Source organism: Pseudaeromonas sp. HNCC25DJ182, assembly GCF_055413365.1.
Genome location: NZ_JBVAYG010000011.1, coordinates 79,027 through 96,124, shown reverse-complemented (window position 1 = coordinate 96,124; position 17,098 = coordinate 79,027). Strand labels below are relative to the sequence as shown.

Here is a 17,098-nt window from a genome sequence, read left to right as displayed (position 1 = left end):
TTGGCCAGTCGGCCCTTCATTCATCATTATGTAAGCCGGAGATCACCATGGCTGACACGCAAAAGCCCCGTCAGACGTCGCCGAAGGGCAAGGTCCATAAGAGAAACGAATCGCAAGAAAGTGCCCATGCGGCGCGTCAACGCAAACGCGATAATAAGCGCAAAGGCCTCAAAGCGGGTTCTCGCCAGGCGGTTGAACAACAGACCTCCAGCACCAAGAGCGGCAGCGGTAGTAAAGATCCCCGCGTTGGCTCCCGTAAGCCGGTCGCTCTGGTCGTTGAACCGGCGAAAAAGCCTGTGGTAGCAAAGCCGGCAAAAGCGGAGAAAACTGCGGAGCAGGTTGCAGAACTGCAGGCTAAACAACTGCAGTTGAAGTTGGAACAGGAGCTGGCGGCCATCGAGAACGATGAGCGTCTGAATCTGTTGCTGGATCGCCTTGATGACGGTCTGAGCGTATCTGCCGACGACGAGGCTTGGCTTGATGCCCGTCTGGCGCGCCATCAGGAGTTGCTAGTCGCGTTGGGGATGGATGACGATGATGACGACGACGTGGCTGAACCCGCTTCGCCCGATGATTTGTTGCAGCGTTTTATCAATGATGATTTTGATCCCAGCGAGATCGATCCCGAGTATAAACCCAGTAAGAAGTAAGCTAGAGCGGCGAGTGTGCTGCGGTATTGAACGTTGAATTCCGGAGGTTAGGGTGCAGTTTGACAAGGTCGTGTGGGATGAGGCGCTCATCCAGAAATACAACTACAGCGGACCTCGCTACACCTCGTATCCGACCGCCCTGGAATTTAGCGAAGAATTCGGTGTCGATGATTTTTTGCATGCTGCCGCCGAGTATCCTGAACGGCCTCTCTCGCTGTATGTGCATATTCCGTTCTGCCACATGCTTTGCTACTACTGTGCCTGCAACAAGATAGTCACCCGGCAAACCCGTAAAGCGGCTGAATATCTGGAATACCTCGAGCAGGAAATCGCCCACCTAGCCCCGCGATTTGCCCATCGTACCGTCACCCAGTTGCACTGGGGGGGCGGAACACCGACCTATCTATCGCCTGACGAGATCCGGCAGTTGATGGCGCTGTTACGGCGCTATTTCAATTTTGCGGATCAGGGGGAAATCAGTATTGAAGTCGATCCGCGGGAAATCGAACTCTCGATGCTGGATGTGCTCCAGGAGGTTGGCTTTAACCGCCTGAGTATCGGTGTTCAGGATTTTAATCATGAGGTCCAGGTTGCAGTAAATCGCGTCCAGGATAATGACTTCATCCGGGCGTTATTGGTGCGGAGTAAAGAACTTGGATTTCGCTCGACCAATCTGGATCTGATTTACGGTTTGCCCTTGCAGACCCGCTCCAGTTTCCGCCACACCCTGGAAGAGGTGATCAAGACGGCACCCGCCAGACTCTCTATCTTCAATTATGCCCATTTGCCCAGTCGTTTTGCCGGCCAACATAAAATTAAAGATGAAACCCTGCCGCCAGCCGCTGAAAAACTGGCGATGCTGCAGGACACCATCGAGTTTTTGACCGCTGAAGGCTATCAGTACATTGGCATGGACCATTTTGCCTTGCCGGATGATGAGCTGGCGGTCGCGCAGCGAGAAGGCAAGCTGCATCGTAACTTCCAGGGCTACACCACCCAGGGGGAGTGTGATCTCCTGGGGTTGGGGGTGTCGTCGATCAGCATGTTGGGAGAGGCTTATTCGCAGAATCAGAAGGATCTGAAACTCTACTATGCTGCGATTGAAGCTCGGGGCCAGGCGCAGTGGAAAGGTTGCCGTTTGAATCGTGACGATCAGATCCGTCGGGATGTGATTAAGCAGCTCATCTGTAATTTCCAGCTGAATTTTGCCGAAATAGCCGAGCGCTATGATCTTTGTTTTAACGACTATTTTGCTCAGGACCTGGCATTGCTGCAGACGTTTATTGATGATGGTCTGGTCACTAGGGATGATGTGGGTATTCGAGTGAATGCCACTGGCCGCTTACTGATCCGCAACATCTGTATGTGCTTTGATATCTATCTGCGACAGCGAGCCCGACAACAGCAGTTCTCCCGCGTCATCTAATGCCTTCATTGTTATAACGTTAGCGGCGCCATTCAGGCGCCGCTTTTTATTGCCCCCGACCGGACAATCCATGCTCGCGATCTGATCTGTGAACCGAGCGGATATTGGCAGCCGCCGCCTCTGTGTTCTCCACCGTTGATGGTTTTCTCCTCTTTTTTATCTTCTGCTCGCTCGACCCTCCGCACGTTATTCTGTGGTCAACTCCTTTGTCACCGTTACAAATAGACTGGAATTGGGACCTGGGCTGAACGTTTACCTTGTCACTTAAATTTTCTCCAGATTAATATTCTTTATATCTGTCGTATATTGGTTTTAATTGGAGTTATTTTCTATCTTTACCATTAAATGGTGCTGATTATTCGAGATTAATTGGTGTTCTATTTTGGTGAGTTTCTACCCTTTATTGTGCTGTATTTCGTGTGGGAATGAGGCATATAAGAAAAAATCTTTATAAATCATGCTGTTAATTTTTGGCATATTGTTTGCTGATTTATGGCTGGTTACTGGTTTTATCATCTGGTTTTTCGCTGAATGACTCGATGAATGAGTGGGTAACTGGAAAAACAATAAAACAAGCTGCTGCGGATGTTGCTACCTACCTAAATGACAGGAGTTCAGTATGATTGTCGGCGTTCCCAAGGAAATTAAAGTCAGAGAGTATCGTGTTGGTTTGGCTCCCGCCTCGGTGCGTGAATTGGTCGAGCGTGGTCACAGTGTGCTGGTGGAGACACAAGCCGGTGCCGGCATCGGTATGAGCGATGAGGATTATCGCCAGGCCGGAGCTGAGGTTGTGGTCTCGGCGGACGAAGTTTTTGCTCGCAGTGAGATGATCGTCAAGGTCAAGGAACCACAACTGATCGAGTGCCAGCGTTTACGGCCGGGACAAATTCTATTTACCTACCTGCATCTGGCTCCGGATCCTGAACAGGCCCAAGCCTTGATGGCGAGTGGCGCGACCTGTATCGCCTATGAAACGGTTACTTCAGCTACCGGTGGTTTACCCTTGCTGGCTCCCATGTCGGAGGTGGCAGGGCGGATGGCTATTCAAGCGGGGGCTTATTTCCTCGAAAAACCCCATGGCGGGCTCGGTGTACTGCTGGGGGGGGTTCCGGGAGTGGCTCCTGCCAAGGTGGTGATCCTGGGCGGTGGCGTCGTGGGGTCACATGCGGCCATGATTGCTGTCGGTATGGGTGCCGAGGTTTGGGTGCTGGATCGAAACGTCGATGTGCTGCGCAACTTGTGGCGGCAATATGGCAATAGTATCAACACCCAATATGCGACTCGTGATGCCATCGAGGCCCACTGCCAGAATGCGGATCTGGTGATCGGCGGGGTTTTGGTCCCTGGCGCATCCGCGCCCAAGTTGCTGACCCGCGCCATGCTCAAGCAGATGAAGGCCGGATCTGTGGTGGTGGATGTCGCCATCGACCAAGGTGGCTGTTTTGAAACCTCTCATGCCACCACTCACGATGAGCCGACCTATCTGGTGGATGGTGTCATTCATTACTGCGTGGCGAACATGCCGGGCGCAGTGCCCCGCACTTCGACCTTTGCCCTGAATAATGCCACCTTGCCTTTTGCGCTGGCGTTAGCCGATAAGGGGCTGGATGCTCTGCGCCAAGATGTTCACCTGCGCAATGGCTTGAACGTATTCCAGGGGCAAATTACCCATGCCGGGGTCGCTGAATCTCTGGGTTATGCCTATGCGGATCCGCTGACCGTATTGAACGGTTAACCGCAGTTGAGCCCTTTCATGCGGAAAGGGCTCAAAATCACATTCTGTTTAGCTTGGGTACAGGTATCTATGTGGTCAGTACTTGAGCAATCGATAGAGCCGCGTACTATAGGATGTATAAATCGTGAGTCACAGAGTGACTTAATAGGAGATCGATATGTCCAAGCATCTGACCCTTCTGGCTCTCAGCACTCTGGTGGCGTTGGCAGGCTGTGCCAACAGCGATACCTATTCGGGTGATGTCTATAGCGCCAATCAGGCAAAAACTGTACAAACTGTCTCTTACGGAACCATAACGTCGACTCGCCCCATCAAGATCCAGGCTAGTGATGACTCCGTGTTGGGTACCATTGCCGGTGGTGTTCTCGGCGGAGTCTTGGGGAGTGCTGTGGGTGGCGGTAAAGGTCAGGACATAGCAACGGTGGCTGGTGCCATTGGTGGTGCGGCGGCAGGCAAGGCGGCTGGTGATAAGCTGAACCAGGTCGATGGCGTCGAGATCGAAATCAAGAAAGAAAACGGTGACAGTGTCGTGGTGGTTCAAAAGGCCAGCCCGACCTTTGTCCCTGGCAAGCGCGTGCGCATGGTGCAATCTGCCGGCAAGACCAATGTGGCCGTGGTTGAATGACCCTGACTTCGCGCTGATCGGCATTTTCATCAGGGCTCCGTTCAGGAGCCCTGATTATTTTGGGGACTTTTAGCTGCGCTGTGCAGCCAGCGTGCGCAATGCTTGCTTCTCCTCCTGGCTGAGGAATGCCAGCTCCAGGCCATTGATTTGTGCCTGGCGGATCTGCTGAGCACTCAATCCAGCGGCTGGGGCTGCAACCTGATACTCATAGGGGAGCTCGATGCCTTCGACCGCCGGGTCATCGGTATTCAGGCACGCCAGAATGCCATGCGCCAGGAAGTGCCGAAGAGGGTGGCTGTCGTAGCTGACGACCGTGCTGGTCTGGATATTGGAGGTGAGGCAGGACTCGATGCCGATACCCTGTTCCGCCAGATAGTTCATCAGCACCGGATCCTGGATCGCCTTCACGCCATGACCAATTCGCTCCGCCCCCAGAGCCCGGATCGCATGCCAGATACTGTCCGCACCAGCGGCTTCACCCGCATGCACGGTGATGTGTAGTCCGGCATCGCGTACTCGACGGAAATGGGTCTCAAACAGGGGGCCGGGAAAGCCCAGCTCATCGCCCGCCAAATCAATCGCCACCAGTTGATCGGCATGAGCCAGGCAGGCGGTCAGCTCTTGTTCGCACTGCGCCTGACCAAAGGTCCGGCTAAGAATACCAATCAAGTTTGCCTGGACACCAAAGTCGCGACAACCCGCCTGCACGCCATCGATCACGGCCTCCACGACTCCTTGTGGGTCCAGATGATGGTTCATGGCCATGTACCAAGGGCTGAAGCGCAGCTCGGCATAGTCAATTCCTGCCAACTGGAGGTCCTGGACGTTTTCGTAAGCCACCCGTCGGCAGGCATCATAATTGGCCAGGACTTTCACCCCCCAATCCAGCTTGCTCAGGAAGGCTAACAGGCTGGGCTCAGTTTCCACAATCTGGACATGGGGTCGTAATGCCTCAAGCTCCTGAGCAGGCAAGGCTATGCCGTGTTGCTGACCCAGCGCCAATATTGTGCTGGCGCGAATATTACCATCCAGGTGGCGATGTAGATCGGTGAGGGGAAGGCTTCTATCCATCATGGTAAATCCAGTCATAATCAGGGCATGCGGCTATTCTAGCCCCTGATCAAGCAATGCAAAGTAAAAAGCGGTTGTGGTGTCGAGAGGAGTTGAAGGCAAGCGTTTTTCAGATAAAGCATCGGGGCCATATGGCCCCGACTACGGTTTACATATCCAGTTCTTTGAGCTTTCGCGTCAGGGTATTGCGGCCCCAGCCAAGTAAACGCGCCGCTTCCTGTTTATGGCCATGGGTATGTTGCAAGGCTGTATTCAGCATGATGCGCTCAAATTCCGGCATGGCTTCGCCCAGAATATCTACTTCTCCCCGTGCCAGCTTCTGCGCCACCCACTGTTGGAGTTGATCCTGCCAGCGTTGCGAGATTTGCTCCCGGGTGACGGGACGTTCTTCACTGGGATTGAGCAACTCAGGCGGCAGATCGGAAACCAGAACTTCCTGGCTGGATGCCATGACGGTCAACCAGCGACAGACGTTCTCCAATTGACGTACGTTCCCGGGCCAAGGTAAACGGCTGATATAGGCCTCGGTATCGGGATGTAGCAGCTTGGCTTCGACATTCAACTCTTTGGCCGCCCGAACCAGGAAGTGATGAGCCAACCGTGGGATATCCTCCCGACGCTCCCGCAATGCCGGAATATGTACGCGAATGACATTCAGGCGATGGAATAAATCTTCACGGAAATCACCATCCGCGACCCGCTTCTCCAGATCCTGGTGAGTGGCCGCTATGATGCGGACATCGACTTGGACTGGCTGGTGACCACCGACCCGATAAAATTGCCCATCAGCCAGTACCCGCAGCAGACGAGTTTGCACATCCAGAGGCATGTCACCAATTTCATCGAGGAACAGAGTCCCGCCGTTGGCTTGTTCAAACCGGCCATGGCGTACGTTATTGGCTCCGGTGAAGGCTCCTTTTTCGTGACCGAACAGTTCTGATTCGATCAGCTCCTTCGGGATCGCCGCCATATTCAAGGCGATGAATGGTTTGGCCGCGCGAGGGCTATGCTTGTGCAGGGCGTGGGCAACCAGCTCCTTCCCCGTACCCGACTGACCATTGATCAGCACCGAAATCGAGGAGCGGGAGAGGCGGCCGATGGCGCGGAAAACTTCCTGCATCGCAGGCGCTTCACCAATAATTTCCGGAGCATTGGTGATCGCCTGCAGTTTATTGCGACGCTTGCTGCGTTGTTCACGCAGATGGCTTTCGGCCCGGCGGACCAGAGCGACAGCTTCATCAATATCAAACGGTTTGGGCAGATATTCGAAGGCTCCACTTTGATAAGCGTTCACCGCACTATCCAGGTCCGAATGAGCGGTCATGATGATGACCGGTACATCCGGCTGCTTTTCCTGGATCAGCTGGAGTAACGAAAGTCCATCGATCCCTGGCATCCGGATATCGGAGAGGATGACTTCCGGAAAATCCAGATCCAGAGTGGCAAGCAGGCTCTCGCCATCTTCAAAAGTGCGGCATTCGAACCCTTCGGTGCTGAGGGCTCGTTCCAGAACCCAGCGAATCGAGCTGTCGTCATCGACAATCCAGACTTTGGCAGCCATGTGTATCCCTTACTTGCGTAGCGGTAAATAGATGCTGAACTCGGTATGGCCGGGCCAGCTGACGCACTCAATGCGTCCCTTATGTTGATCGATCAGATTCTGGGCAATGGAGAGACCTAATCCCGTGCCGCCATCTTTGCCGGTCACCATCGGATAAAACAGGGTGTCGCGGATCTGCTCCGGGATCCCAGGTCCGTTGTCGATAATTTTTATTTCGGCGGCTAGTCGATAGCGTTTGCCATGGATAGTGATTTGAAACACGGTTCGAGTTTTCAGGCGGATATGGCCTTCGCTACCCATGGCTTCCACAGCATTGCGCACTATGTTCAGGAATGCCTGCTGCAGTTGATCCGGCTCCATCTCGAAGTCTGGAATACTGGGATCGTAATCTCGCTCGATGCGTATTCCGGGAGGTAATTCCATCTCCACCAGCCGTCTTACCTGCTCCAGAACCGAGTGCACGTTGTGTACCTGATGGCGTCCGGGGCGCTGCGGGCCCAATAAGCGATCGACCAGATTCCGCAGTCGATCTGCCTGCGCGATGATGATGCCGGTGTACTCTTTGAGATGAGCATCCGGGAGCGCTTTTTCCAGTAACTGTGCGGCACCGCGCAAACCGCCTAGCGGGTTTTTGATCTCGTGTGCCAGACCGCGAACCAGGTCTCGCGCCGCCAGTTGTTGTGCGTGTTGTTGCAGTTCTTGACTGATGCGTTTTTGCTGATCGATCTTGCGCAGCTCCATTAAAATCAGCTGCTGTGGGTGCTCGCTAATGGTGACAACACTGATATCCACCAGACGGGGATCGCCATCGATCACAAGCGTGACTTCACTGTCGGTGAAGCCTTGACCTTGACGCTGGGCATCACGCAGGCGATCCAGATCGAGAGAGATATATTCGACGACATGATCGAAACGATTTTGCAGTAGTCGACGCGCACTGACACCCAGCAGCTGCTCGGCTGCCGGATTGACGTACTGCACGACTAGATTGCTATCTACCAAAATGACGGCAGTCAGTAGATTATCCAGTAACGTGCCGGGTAACTCCGGGCGGGTATTCAATTACAAGCTCCCCAAATTGGTGCTTTGCTCAAATGTGGTGCTTTGTTCTGCCCGAATTGGTGCGCATCTTTATCCGGATGCACCATTTACCTTCGGCAGTGGCTGCTTGTTTGGCTGTGACAGCACCGAAACACGAAGCAGGTAGAACGTTGTCTTACTGGATGATGCAAGGAGCTTGCCGCTTTCATCAAAGATCTGTAGCTCCAGTTGATGCATGCCCCGTTCGACATTTTCCAGCTCGACGACCAGGGTATTATTGGCACTCCCTTTCTGTTGCCCATCCAGAATCACATGCATGGTAAACGAGCCTGTCGGCAGGGGAGCCAATGAGGTTTTGACGATGACTAGGCCGCTATTCTCGCGCACGATCTCGCCATTGGATGGAGACTCAATGATCAACAGTGGACCAGTGGGGCGCTGGGCATTGGCCGCTTCGGCACTAGCGACCACTTCGGGCTGCGGAGCCTCTGGAACCGGGGTGCTACTTGGTGTTGGTGGAACCACCTCGATGAGCTCTGACTGGTGCTGCCCCGAGGGTTGATCGGAGAAGTGAACATTGCCTTGTTCATCAACCCAGCGATGAACCGTTTGCGCCGAATAGATAGGCAGTGCGAACAGAAGCAGACAAAACCAGAACAAGCGCATCGGAGGATCTCCTGTAGGAAATAGTCAATTGCAGCCATATTAACGAATGACGAAAAAAAAACCCGCCGTGAGGCGGGTTTTTCAACACTCTGTGACTTAGACAGAGTAGTACAGTTCGTACTCAACTGGGTGCGGGGTCATGCGAACACGATCCACGTCAATTTGCTTCAGTTCCAGATAGGAATCGATAAAGTCATCGGTGAACACGCCGCCACGAGTCAGGAACTCACGGTCAGCATCCAGAGACTTCAGAGCTTCTTCCAGTGAACCAGAAACAGTCGGGATCAGCGCCTCTTCTTCTGGCGGCAGATCGTACAGGTTCTTGTCCATTGCTTCGCCCGGATGGATCTTGTTGATGATACCGTCCAGGCCGGCCATCAACTGAGCCGCAAACGCCAGGTACGGGTTGGCAGCCGGATCCGGGAAACGAACTTCGATACGACGAGCTTTCGGGCTCGGTACAACTGGGATACGGATAGAAGCAGAGCGGTTACGGGCTGAGTAAGCCAGCATGACCGGAGCTTCGTAGCCAGGAACCAGACGCTTGTAAGAGTTGGTGGTCGGGTTGGCAAAGGCGTTGATAGCCTTGGCGTGCTTGATGATACCGCCGATATAGAACAGGGCAGTTTCAGACAGACCGCCGTACAGATCACCGGCGAACAGGTTAACCCCGTCTTTGGCCAGAGACTGGTGGCAGTGCATACCTGAACCGTTATCACCAAACATCGGCTTCGGCATGAAGGTTACAGTCTTGCCGTAGGCGTGAGCGACGTTATGAATAACGTACTTCTGAACCTGAACTTCGTCGGCCTTCTTGGTCATGGTGTTGAAGCGAGTTGCGATCTCGTTTTGACCGGCAGTCGCCACTTCGTGGTGGTGAGCTTCAACCACTTGACCCATCTCTTCCAGCACCAGACACATGGCAGAACGCAGGTCTTGTGAAGAATCGACTGGAGCAACAGGGAAATAACCACCCTTCACGCCAGGACGGTGACCCTTGTTACCACCTTCGTATTCGGTAGCAGAGTTCCAAGCGGCTTCTTCAGCATCTACCTTGAAGAAAGAACCACCCATGGTGTTACCAAAACGGACATCGTCAAAAATGAAGAATTCCGGCTCCGGTCCAAACAGAACGGTGTCGGCAATGCCGCTGGACTTCAGGAAACCTTCGGCACGCTTGGCGATGGAACGCGGATCGCGATCGTAGCCTTGCATGGTGGCTGGCTCGAGGATGTCACAACGGATGATCAGAGTGGATTCTTCGGTGAACGGATCCAGCAGGGCAGTAGAAGCATCCGGCATCAGCACCATGTCTGACTCGTTGATACCCTTCCAGCCAGCGATGGAAGAACCATCGAACATCTTGCCGTCTTCGAAGAAACCTTCGTCAATTTGATGTGAAGGCACGGAAACGTGTTGTTCTTTGCCCTTGGTGTCGGTGAAGCGCAGATCGACAAACTTCACTTCTTGTTCTTTGATCAGAGCCAGAACATTTGCTGCTGACATGCTAAATAACCTCCGGTGTCGTGGATAACTGAAACTAGCGGCAGAAACCTGTTAATACAGATAAGCCAAAACTATGCCAATAAATAAAATCCCTTAACTAACAATCAGTAATAGCACTTTGAGTGCACCATGCATGGAGGTCTGCACACTGGTGGTGCAGTCATGGATCATTTTGGTGCATCAAGTTGGTGCAAAATATGCGCCTCTGCGATTACATGGTGAATAATACTGTGATCTTCGCTGTCAGGCTTCATTAAATTTACGCGGAATCTGCTAGGAAGATCACACGCTGGCGAGTAAAATGACCGACCAATTTTTCCCCACTTGTTTTAGAGGCGAGGATGTTAGAGAAGCTCCGCAATATTGCCATTATTGCGCACGTTGACCATGGCAAGACCACACTGGTAGATAAGCTGTTACAGCAATCCGGCACCCTGGACCGCACCAGTGAAGGTCAGGAACGGATCATGGATTCCAACGATTTGGAACGGGAGCGCGGCATCACCATCCTCGCTAAAAACACCGCCATTCGTTGGAACGACTACCGTATCAATATCGTAGATACCCCCGGCCATGCCGACTTTGGTGGTGAAGTCGAGCGTGTGATGTCGATGGTTGACTGCGTTCTGTTGCTGGTTGATGCTGTGGATGGCCCCATGCCGCAAACCCGCTTCGTCACCCAGAAAGCATTCGCCCAAGGTCTGCGTCCCATCGTGGTTGTCAACAAAGTTGACCGCCCAGGTGCGCGTCCGGATTGGGTTATTGATCAGGTGTTTGACCTGTTTGACAACCTGGGTGCAACCGACGAGCAGCTCGATTTTCCGATCGTGTACGCTTCTGCGTTGCAAGGCTATGCCACCATGGATTTGGCGAACCCGTCCGAGAACATGGATCCGCTGTTCCAGGCGATCGTTGATTTCGTCGAGCCGCCGAAGGCGGATCCGGAAGGCGAGTTCCAGATGCAGATCTCCCAGCTCGACTACTCCTCTTACGTAGGGGTTATCGGGATTGGTCGTATCACCCGCGGTAAGGTGAAGCCGAACATGCAGGTGACTGTTGTTGGTGCTGATGGCAAGACCCGTACCGGCAAGATCGGTCAGGTCATGGGCTATCTGGGACTGCAACGCACCGAGACTACCGAAGCACAGGCTGGTGATATCATTGCGATCACCGGTCTGGGCGAACTGAAGATTTCCGATACCATCTGTTCAAACGCTGCGGTCGAGGCTCTGCCTCCATTGTCAGTCGACGAGCCGACCGTGACCATGACCTTCCAGGTTAACACCTCACCGTTCGCCGGTAAGGAAGGCAAGTATGTGACTTCCCGGAACATTCTGGAGCGTCTGCAAAGCGAGCTGGTTCACAACGTGGCTCTGCGTGTCGACAACACCGATGATCCGGATAAGTTCCGTGTCTCCGGTCGTGGCGAACTGCATCTGGGTATCCTGATCGAAAACATGCGTCGCGAAGGCTTCGAGCTGGCGGTTTCCCGTCCGGAAGTCATTATGCGTGAAGAGAACGGTGTGAAAATGGAACCGATGGAGACTCTGACGGTCGACATCGAAGACCAGCACCAGGGTTCTGTCATGGAGAAGCTGGGTGAGCGTAAGGCTGACCTGCGTAACATGGTGCCGGATGGCAAGGGGCGTGTGCGTCTGGATTATCTGATCCCGGCTCGTGGTCTCATCGGCTTCCAGACCGAGTTTATGACTCTGACTTCTGGTACCGGCCTGCTTTACCATACCTTCGAAAGCTATGGTGAGCATAAGGGTGGTTCCATCGGCCAACGTCAGAACGGTGTGTTGATCTCCAACGCCACCGGTAAGGCATTGGGCTTTGCGCTGTTTAACCTTCAGGAACGTGGCCGTCTGTTCATTGAACATGCGACCGAAGTCTATGAAGGCCAAGTTATCGGTATCCACAGTCGCTCTAACGATTTGACCGTTAACTGTCTGAAGGGCAAGCAGCTGACCAACATGCGTGCTTCCGGTACCGACGAAGCGATCGTGCTGACCACTCCTATCAAGATGACCCTCGAGCAAGCGCTAGAGTTCATCGACGATGACGAGCTGGTGGAAGTCACGCCGCAAAGCGTGCGTATTCGTAAGAAGTTACTGACGGAAGTTGATCGCAAGCGTTACAACCGTAGCGCTGGTAAAGAAGATTAATTCTCCCCTGTGATTGAACACAAAACCCCGCCTGGTGCGGGGTTTTTTTATCTGGTTTATCAAGTGGTAAACTGGCATTCTGCCATGACAATCACTTAGGGAATGGAGTCTGGGGTGAGGGTATTGAGCTCTTTTCGACGGATGAATATCTGGCATCATCTATCAGCATTTTCCCTGCTGTGCTGGCGGCGCATCCAGGAGGATCGTCTCTCGGTGCTCGCTGGGCATCTGGCCTATGTCACCCTGCTGTCTCTGGTTCCCTTGGTGACGGTTATCTTCTCGATTTTCTCTTTCTTTCCCATTTTTGCCTCGGTGCGCTTGCAGGTTGAAGAGTTTGTGTTTGCCAACTTTGTCCCTGCGGCTAGCGATATCATCCACCATCACTTTTCCCGCTTCGTGGCCAATGCGTCCAAAATGACCTCGATCGGGGTGGTGGCTCTCGTGTTGGTGGCTCTGCTGCTGATCTCGGCCATCGATCAGAACCTGAACCATATCTGGCGCAGTCGTGGTCAGCGGCCGAAGATGACGACCTTCGCCGTCTACTGGATGATACTGACGCTCGGGCCGCTGTTAGCCGGAGCCAGTATTCTGGCTACCTCATATGTGGTTTCGCTGCGGGTATTCCACCACATGCAACTGCTGAGCAGTGCGGCGAGTCTGATGCTCGGGATCCTGCCGTTTATTCTCTCTTTTTTCAGTCTGATGTTGCTCTTTGTCCTGGTCCCCAACGTCAAGATCCGCTGGCGCGATGCGCTGGTCGGGGCCGCTGTCTCAGCTCTGCTTCTGGAGGGAGCCAAGAAGGTGTTTGCCTTGTATATCACCCACTTTACATCCTATCAGACCATCTATGGTGCCCTGGCGGTGATCCCGATCCTGTTTGTCTGGGTCTATCTGAGTTGGTGGCTGGTGCTTCTGGGAGCCGAATTTACCGCCAGCATGGGCGATTACCGGACTCGACGCACTCCGATTTGGGATTAAGCGATGGTGAGTCTGCGCAATCGTTGTCTCGGTTTCCTGATTGCCTGGAGCGCTGTGCTATATTGGCAGCCGTGCCCATACATAAAAAAGTAGAGAGTAACGGCCTTGAATACCATTCGTGATGTAGCCCGGCTCGCCGGGGTGTCAGTCGCCACTGTTTCTCGTGTGTTGAATGAACCGGATAAAGTGGCGCCGAAAACTCAGGCTCGCGTCAAAGAGGTGATGCTCGAACTGAATTTTATCCCCAACCTGAATGCCCGGAGCCTGGCTACCAGTCGCTCCGGAGTCATCGGCATTCTGGTTAACAATGTTTCAGGCGGTTATTACGCGCGGATTATCGATAGCATCGAAGCCGAGGCCCGGCGCCGTAATGTATTTACGCTGATCAATTGTGGCAACCACGATAGCAACGATGTGATGGATGCTGCTTTGCGGCTCGCTAGCCGTCAATGTGATGCCATCATTGCCAGCGTGCCGTTTATGGATGATGAGGGATTACAGCGTTTTCTGGCCATGCAGCCGAATGCAGTGTTACTCAATTGTATTTCAGCACTTCACCGCGAGCGTTCTTTAGCGGTGGATAACCGCTATGGCGTGCGTTTGGCGCTGGATCATCTGTATGCCTTGGGTCATCGGCAAATTGGCCTGATTTCCGGTCCAGAGGAAAACAGTGAGTGTGAACTGCGGTTATCGGCTTGCCGGGACTGGTTCAATGCTCAAGGATTGGTCGAGCCGTTGATTCAGGTCGGGGATTTCAGCGCCGAATCTGGTCGGCAGGCTGCGGCGACCTTATTAGAACAGCACCCGGAAATTACGGCCCTGTTCTGTTTTAACGATCATATGGCGATTGGCGCGTTGCATCATGCCAAACAAGCAGGCATGCCGGTTCCACAGCAATTGTCGATTGTCGGGTTCGATAATAACGAACTGGCGGTCTACTCCGATCCGGCTCTGACCACAGTGGCCCAGCCACTGGAGCAATTGGGCGAACGAGCCCTGCATTTGGCACAACAACTGATCGCCGGCGAGGCCCATGAGCCTCAGGCTTTGTTGTTGCCTGAATTGGTGGTTCGCCAGTCAACGGCCTCACCACAACCGTAAGCACAGACTTGCCATGCTTCCATCGGGCCCGTTTCGGGCCCTTTGTGTTCTGGCTACCTATTCAGGAGAAACAGATGATTGCGCTGATCCAGCGAGTATCCCACGCCAGCGTTGCCGTGAGCGGAGAAACGGTTGGTGAGATAGGCCCGGGATTATTGGTGTTGTTGGGGGTGCAAAGTGACGACAACGAAGCCAAAGCCGACAAGTTGTTGCACAAGGTGAGTCACTACCGGGTGTTTTCCGACGAAGCGGGCAAAATGAATCTGAATGTGCAGCAAGCCGGAGGTAGCCTGTTGGTGGTATCTCAATTCACCCTGGCGGCGGAAACCGATAAAGGGCTGAGACCCAGTTTCTCCAATGGCGGTGAGCCTGCATTGGCCGAACGGCTGTACGATTATTTTATCGCGCAGAGTCAGGCATCAGGGATCCCGACTGCCAGTGGCCGGTTTGCCGCCGATATGCAAGTTTCATTGCTCAACGATGGACCGGTCACTTTTTGGCTGGAGGTGTGAGGATCTTCGCTATTCCCCTCGCAAGCTACCCCGGCGCCCCTGTGGTGGATAGGGAACCGATGATGACGGCCATGGCTGGCAACGGGATGGTAGTTGAAAGCTGAAGGATGGGTCCAGGCTCGGACCGCGCATTGTGCTGGTCAGTTCGGCACAATAGCGCTGGTTCAGTAGTCCCAACTCGGCATGCCACTGTTGCTGGTGCAGGTCCAGCGTGCCCCTTAGTCCCAGCAAGTGGGTAATGGTGGCCACGGCCCCTTGCAGATCCAGCACGCCTTGCTTGGCTTGTGCCTGCAGCATGAGCTGATTGATGCCGGTTCCACCGCTTGGTAACTGGTCATAAAGTGCGCTCAATGGACTGGGTTTGGGCGTCTGGTGCAGCACTTCATCCAGGTAGCCATCAAGGCGTATGCCATCCAGGAACAGGTCCTTGCCCTGTAGCTGGATGTTGCCGGTTAAGTGCGATAGCAGGGACTCGCGGCTCGGCCCCTTACTCTGCAGATCCAGGTTGAGGTCGATATTGCCGGCTAGTTCATGATGGGGTTGCAACAGGGCATTGAGTTTGTCCAGATCCAGTTGTTTGGCTTGCAGGATTAGCCAGTGTGCGGCTTGGTCACTGCGTTGCCACTCACCCTCGGCCTTCAGCCGACTCTGTTCCAGCGGTAGTGACAACTCGCGCAGGCGGTAGCTGGCGGCGGTAATTTCCCCCTGGGCTTCCCCCCCCCGGCTGATCAGACCGCCATATACTAGCTCACCCCAGCTGGTCTCCCAGCGCAATTTGTCACTGGCTGGTTGCAGGCCTTGGGCGAGGTCATAGTCCAGATCGGTGACGAAAAATTCACCACCTTTGAGTGACAGCGGCAGGTTGTCATCAAAGGAAATCAGTGCCAGTTGATGGGCATCCAGGCGCCGGATAGTGAGTCGATCCAGCGGCCATGCCGGTAGCTTGTTGCGCCAATCTGCGGGCAGCTCGCTCTGCCACTGGGCGAGTTGCACTTCATCAAGGGTCAAATGGCGCTTCGACGGTTGGTAATGTCCCGTGGCGCTGAGTGTGCCTTCCAGTAGTTGAGCCTGAAACTCGCCTTGCCAGGTATCGGCTTCTAGCGCGAGCTTGCCGCTGAGCTCGGTGATGGAGGCTGAGCCAGAAGCGATTTCGCCAATTGTGCCGCTCAGTGCTCCACGCCAGGGTTTGCCTGTTTGCCACTGCCAGTCGTGCAGCGCGAGATTGATATCATTTACCGTGATGTCGTCGTCGCTTCGACGCCACACCAGATGATTGAGCTGCCCTTGTTTGAGGGTAACTTGCTGCAAGGTGGTTGCGGGAAGGGCGACATCGGTCAAGCGCAGGCGGGTGAGCGTCAGATCTTCGATGAGCAATGCTCGATTGAGCGAATCCCATGTCAGCGAGCCTTGGATTTGACCATCGAGCAGCCGGGCTTTGCCCTCCTTGACGGTCATCTTCCCTGCCGCTATCCCGCCGTCGACATTGATCTTGGCCACTTGGAGCCCTTGCCACTCCAGCAGATTGGCTTCGCCGCTGAATTCGGCCTGGGCGAGGGGCTGCCAGTTGCCGCCCGCCAGCGGTTGCCAGTTGGCCAGATGAAAGCTGGCGCCCCCTAACTTGAATTCCGGCGTCAGCAGTGTCAGGCGATCGACATTCAGATCTTGAATGCTTAGGGTTTGCAGGGGCAGGGATGGCAATGCCTGATCGGATTTGAGCTCGATGCGCGGTGCAATCACATCCAGATGGGCGAGCTGGATGCGGCGCTCGAGCCAGGAGCCCGAGTCCACTTCGATATAGAGCTTTTCGGCGCTCATGACATCGCCGAGCTTGATCTGCTCCGCCAGTAATACATTGGGATAAAACGGGTTGAACTCCAGGCGACCAATGGTCAGCGGCAAGCCGGTCTGCTGCTGCACCCAGGCTGCAAGCGGTGCCTTGAGATATTCAGGCTTGAAGAGGCCAAAGGCCAGCCACACGGCGATGACCAGACTCAGAATACCGTATAGAAAAATTCGAATCGCAAGGCGCATGGACAGACCGTATGGGGTTGATAGTGA

14 protein-coding genes are annotated in these 17,098 nt (G+C 54.2%); 8 read left to right on the top strand and 6 right to left on the bottom strand.

The genetic code is table 11. From position 1 onward, the window contains the following. Positions 1 to 47 precede the first annotated feature (47 nt). The 4 genes from yihI (at position 48) to ACZYUB_RS10570 (ending at position 4,436) form a co-directional block, all read left to right on the top strand. Positions 48 to 650 carry a Der GTPase-activating protein YihI gene (gene yihI, locus ACZYUB_RS10585; protein WP_463947736.1) on the top strand — a complete coding sequence of 201 codons (603 nt, stop codon included), beginning with the start codon at positions 48 to 50 and terminating at the stop codon, positions 648 to 650. A 52-nt stretch (positions 651 to 702) separates the two neighbouring features. After that, a complete protein-coding gene (gene hemN / locus ACZYUB_RS10580; protein ID WP_463947735.1) occupies positions 703 to 2,076 on the top strand; it encodes an oxygen-independent coproporphyrinogen III oxidase in 1,374 nt (457 codons plus the stop codon). Positions 2,077 to 2,695: 619 nt separating this feature from the next. Continuing rightward, positions 2,696 to 3,811 (top strand): alanine dehydrogenase, encoded by a 1,116-nt coding sequence (ald, locus tag ACZYUB_RS10575; protein ID WP_463947733.1) that lies wholly within the window; start codon positions 2,696 to 2,698, stop codon positions 3,809 to 3,811. Between the two features lie 157 nt (positions 3,812 to 3,968). Further along, entirely contained in the window at positions 3,969 to 4,436 is a 468-nt protein-coding gene (locus ACZYUB_RS10570) for an outer membrane lipoprotein (protein ID WP_463947731.1), read from the top strand. Positions 4,437 to 4,505: 69 nt separating this feature from the next. Here ACZYUB_RS10570 and add read toward each other — a convergent pair whose 3' ends face one another. From add to glnA, 5 genes are all read right to left on the bottom strand, one after another. Further along, positions 4,506 to 5,510: an adenosine deaminase gene (gene add / locus ACZYUB_RS10565; protein WP_463947730.1), complete on the bottom strand. Its 1,005-nt coding sequence runs from the start codon at positions 5,508 to 5,510 to the stop codon at positions 4,506 to 4,508. 145 nt (positions 5,511 to 5,655) lie between these two features. Next, on the bottom strand, positions 5,656 to 7,068 hold the full coding sequence (gene glnG / locus ACZYUB_RS10560) for a nitrogen regulation protein NR(I) (RefSeq protein ID WP_460881613.1): 1,413 nt from the start codon (positions 7,066 to 7,068) through the stop codon (positions 5,656 to 5,658). 9 nt (positions 7,069 to 7,077) lie between these two features. Beyond that, positions 7,078 to 8,130 carry a nitrogen regulation protein NR(II) gene (gene glnL / locus ACZYUB_RS10555; protein ID WP_460881612.1) on the bottom strand — a complete coding sequence of 351 codons (1,053 nt, stop codon included), beginning with the start codon at positions 8,128 to 8,130 and terminating at the stop codon, positions 7,078 to 7,080. 69 nt (positions 8,131 to 8,199) lie between these two features. Continuing rightward, complete coding sequence (locus ACZYUB_RS10550; RefSeq protein ID WP_463947729.1) at positions 8,200 to 8,775, bottom strand: DUF4124 domain-containing protein; 576 nt, start codon at positions 8,773 to 8,775, stop codon at positions 8,200 to 8,202. Positions 8,776 to 8,871: 96 nt separating this feature from the next. Continuing rightward, on the bottom strand, positions 8,872 to 10,281 hold the full coding sequence (gene glnA / locus ACZYUB_RS10545; protein WP_463947728.1) for a glutamate--ammonia ligase: 1,410 nt from the start codon (positions 10,279 to 10,281) through the stop codon (positions 8,872 to 8,874). Positions 10,282 to 10,622: 341 nt separating this feature from the next. On the opposite strand from glnA, the gene typA reads away from it, so the two are divergent. The 4 genes from typA to dtd all read left to right on the top strand — a co-directional run bounded on the left by typA (position 10,623) and on the right by dtd (position 15,040). Beyond that, the gene (gene typA, locus ACZYUB_RS10540; RefSeq protein ID WP_463947727.1) at positions 10,623 to 12,449 is read left to right on the top strand and encodes a translational GTPase TypA; all 1,827 of its coding nucleotides are present in this window, start codon (positions 10,623 to 10,625) and stop codon (positions 12,447 to 12,449) included. 141 nt (positions 12,450 to 12,590) lie between these two features. Further along, positions 12,591 to 13,427, top strand: a complete 837-nt coding sequence (locus ACZYUB_RS10535) for a virulence factor BrkB family protein (RefSeq protein WP_463947726.1) — start codon at positions 12,591 to 12,593, stop codon at positions 13,425 to 13,427. Positions 13,428 to 13,532: 105 nt separating this feature from the next. Continuing rightward, positions 13,533 to 14,528: a LacI family DNA-binding transcriptional regulator gene (locus ACZYUB_RS10530; protein WP_463947724.1), complete on the top strand. Its 996-nt coding sequence runs from the start codon at positions 13,533 to 13,535 to the stop codon at positions 14,526 to 14,528. Between the two features lie 74 nt (positions 14,529 to 14,602). Then, positions 14,603 to 15,040, top strand: coding sequence for a D-aminoacyl-tRNA deacylase (gene dtd / locus ACZYUB_RS10525; RefSeq protein ID WP_463947722.1), 438 nt, complete (start codon positions 14,603 to 14,605; stop codon positions 15,038 to 15,040). A 9-nt stretch (positions 15,041 to 15,049) separates the two neighbouring features. Here dtd and ACZYUB_RS10520 read toward each other — a convergent pair whose 3' ends face one another. Further along, entirely contained in the window at positions 15,050 to 17,071 is a 2,022-nt protein-coding gene (locus ACZYUB_RS10520; protein ID WP_463947720.1) for an AsmA family protein, read from the bottom strand. Positions 17,072 to 17,098: the final 27 nt, after the last annotated feature.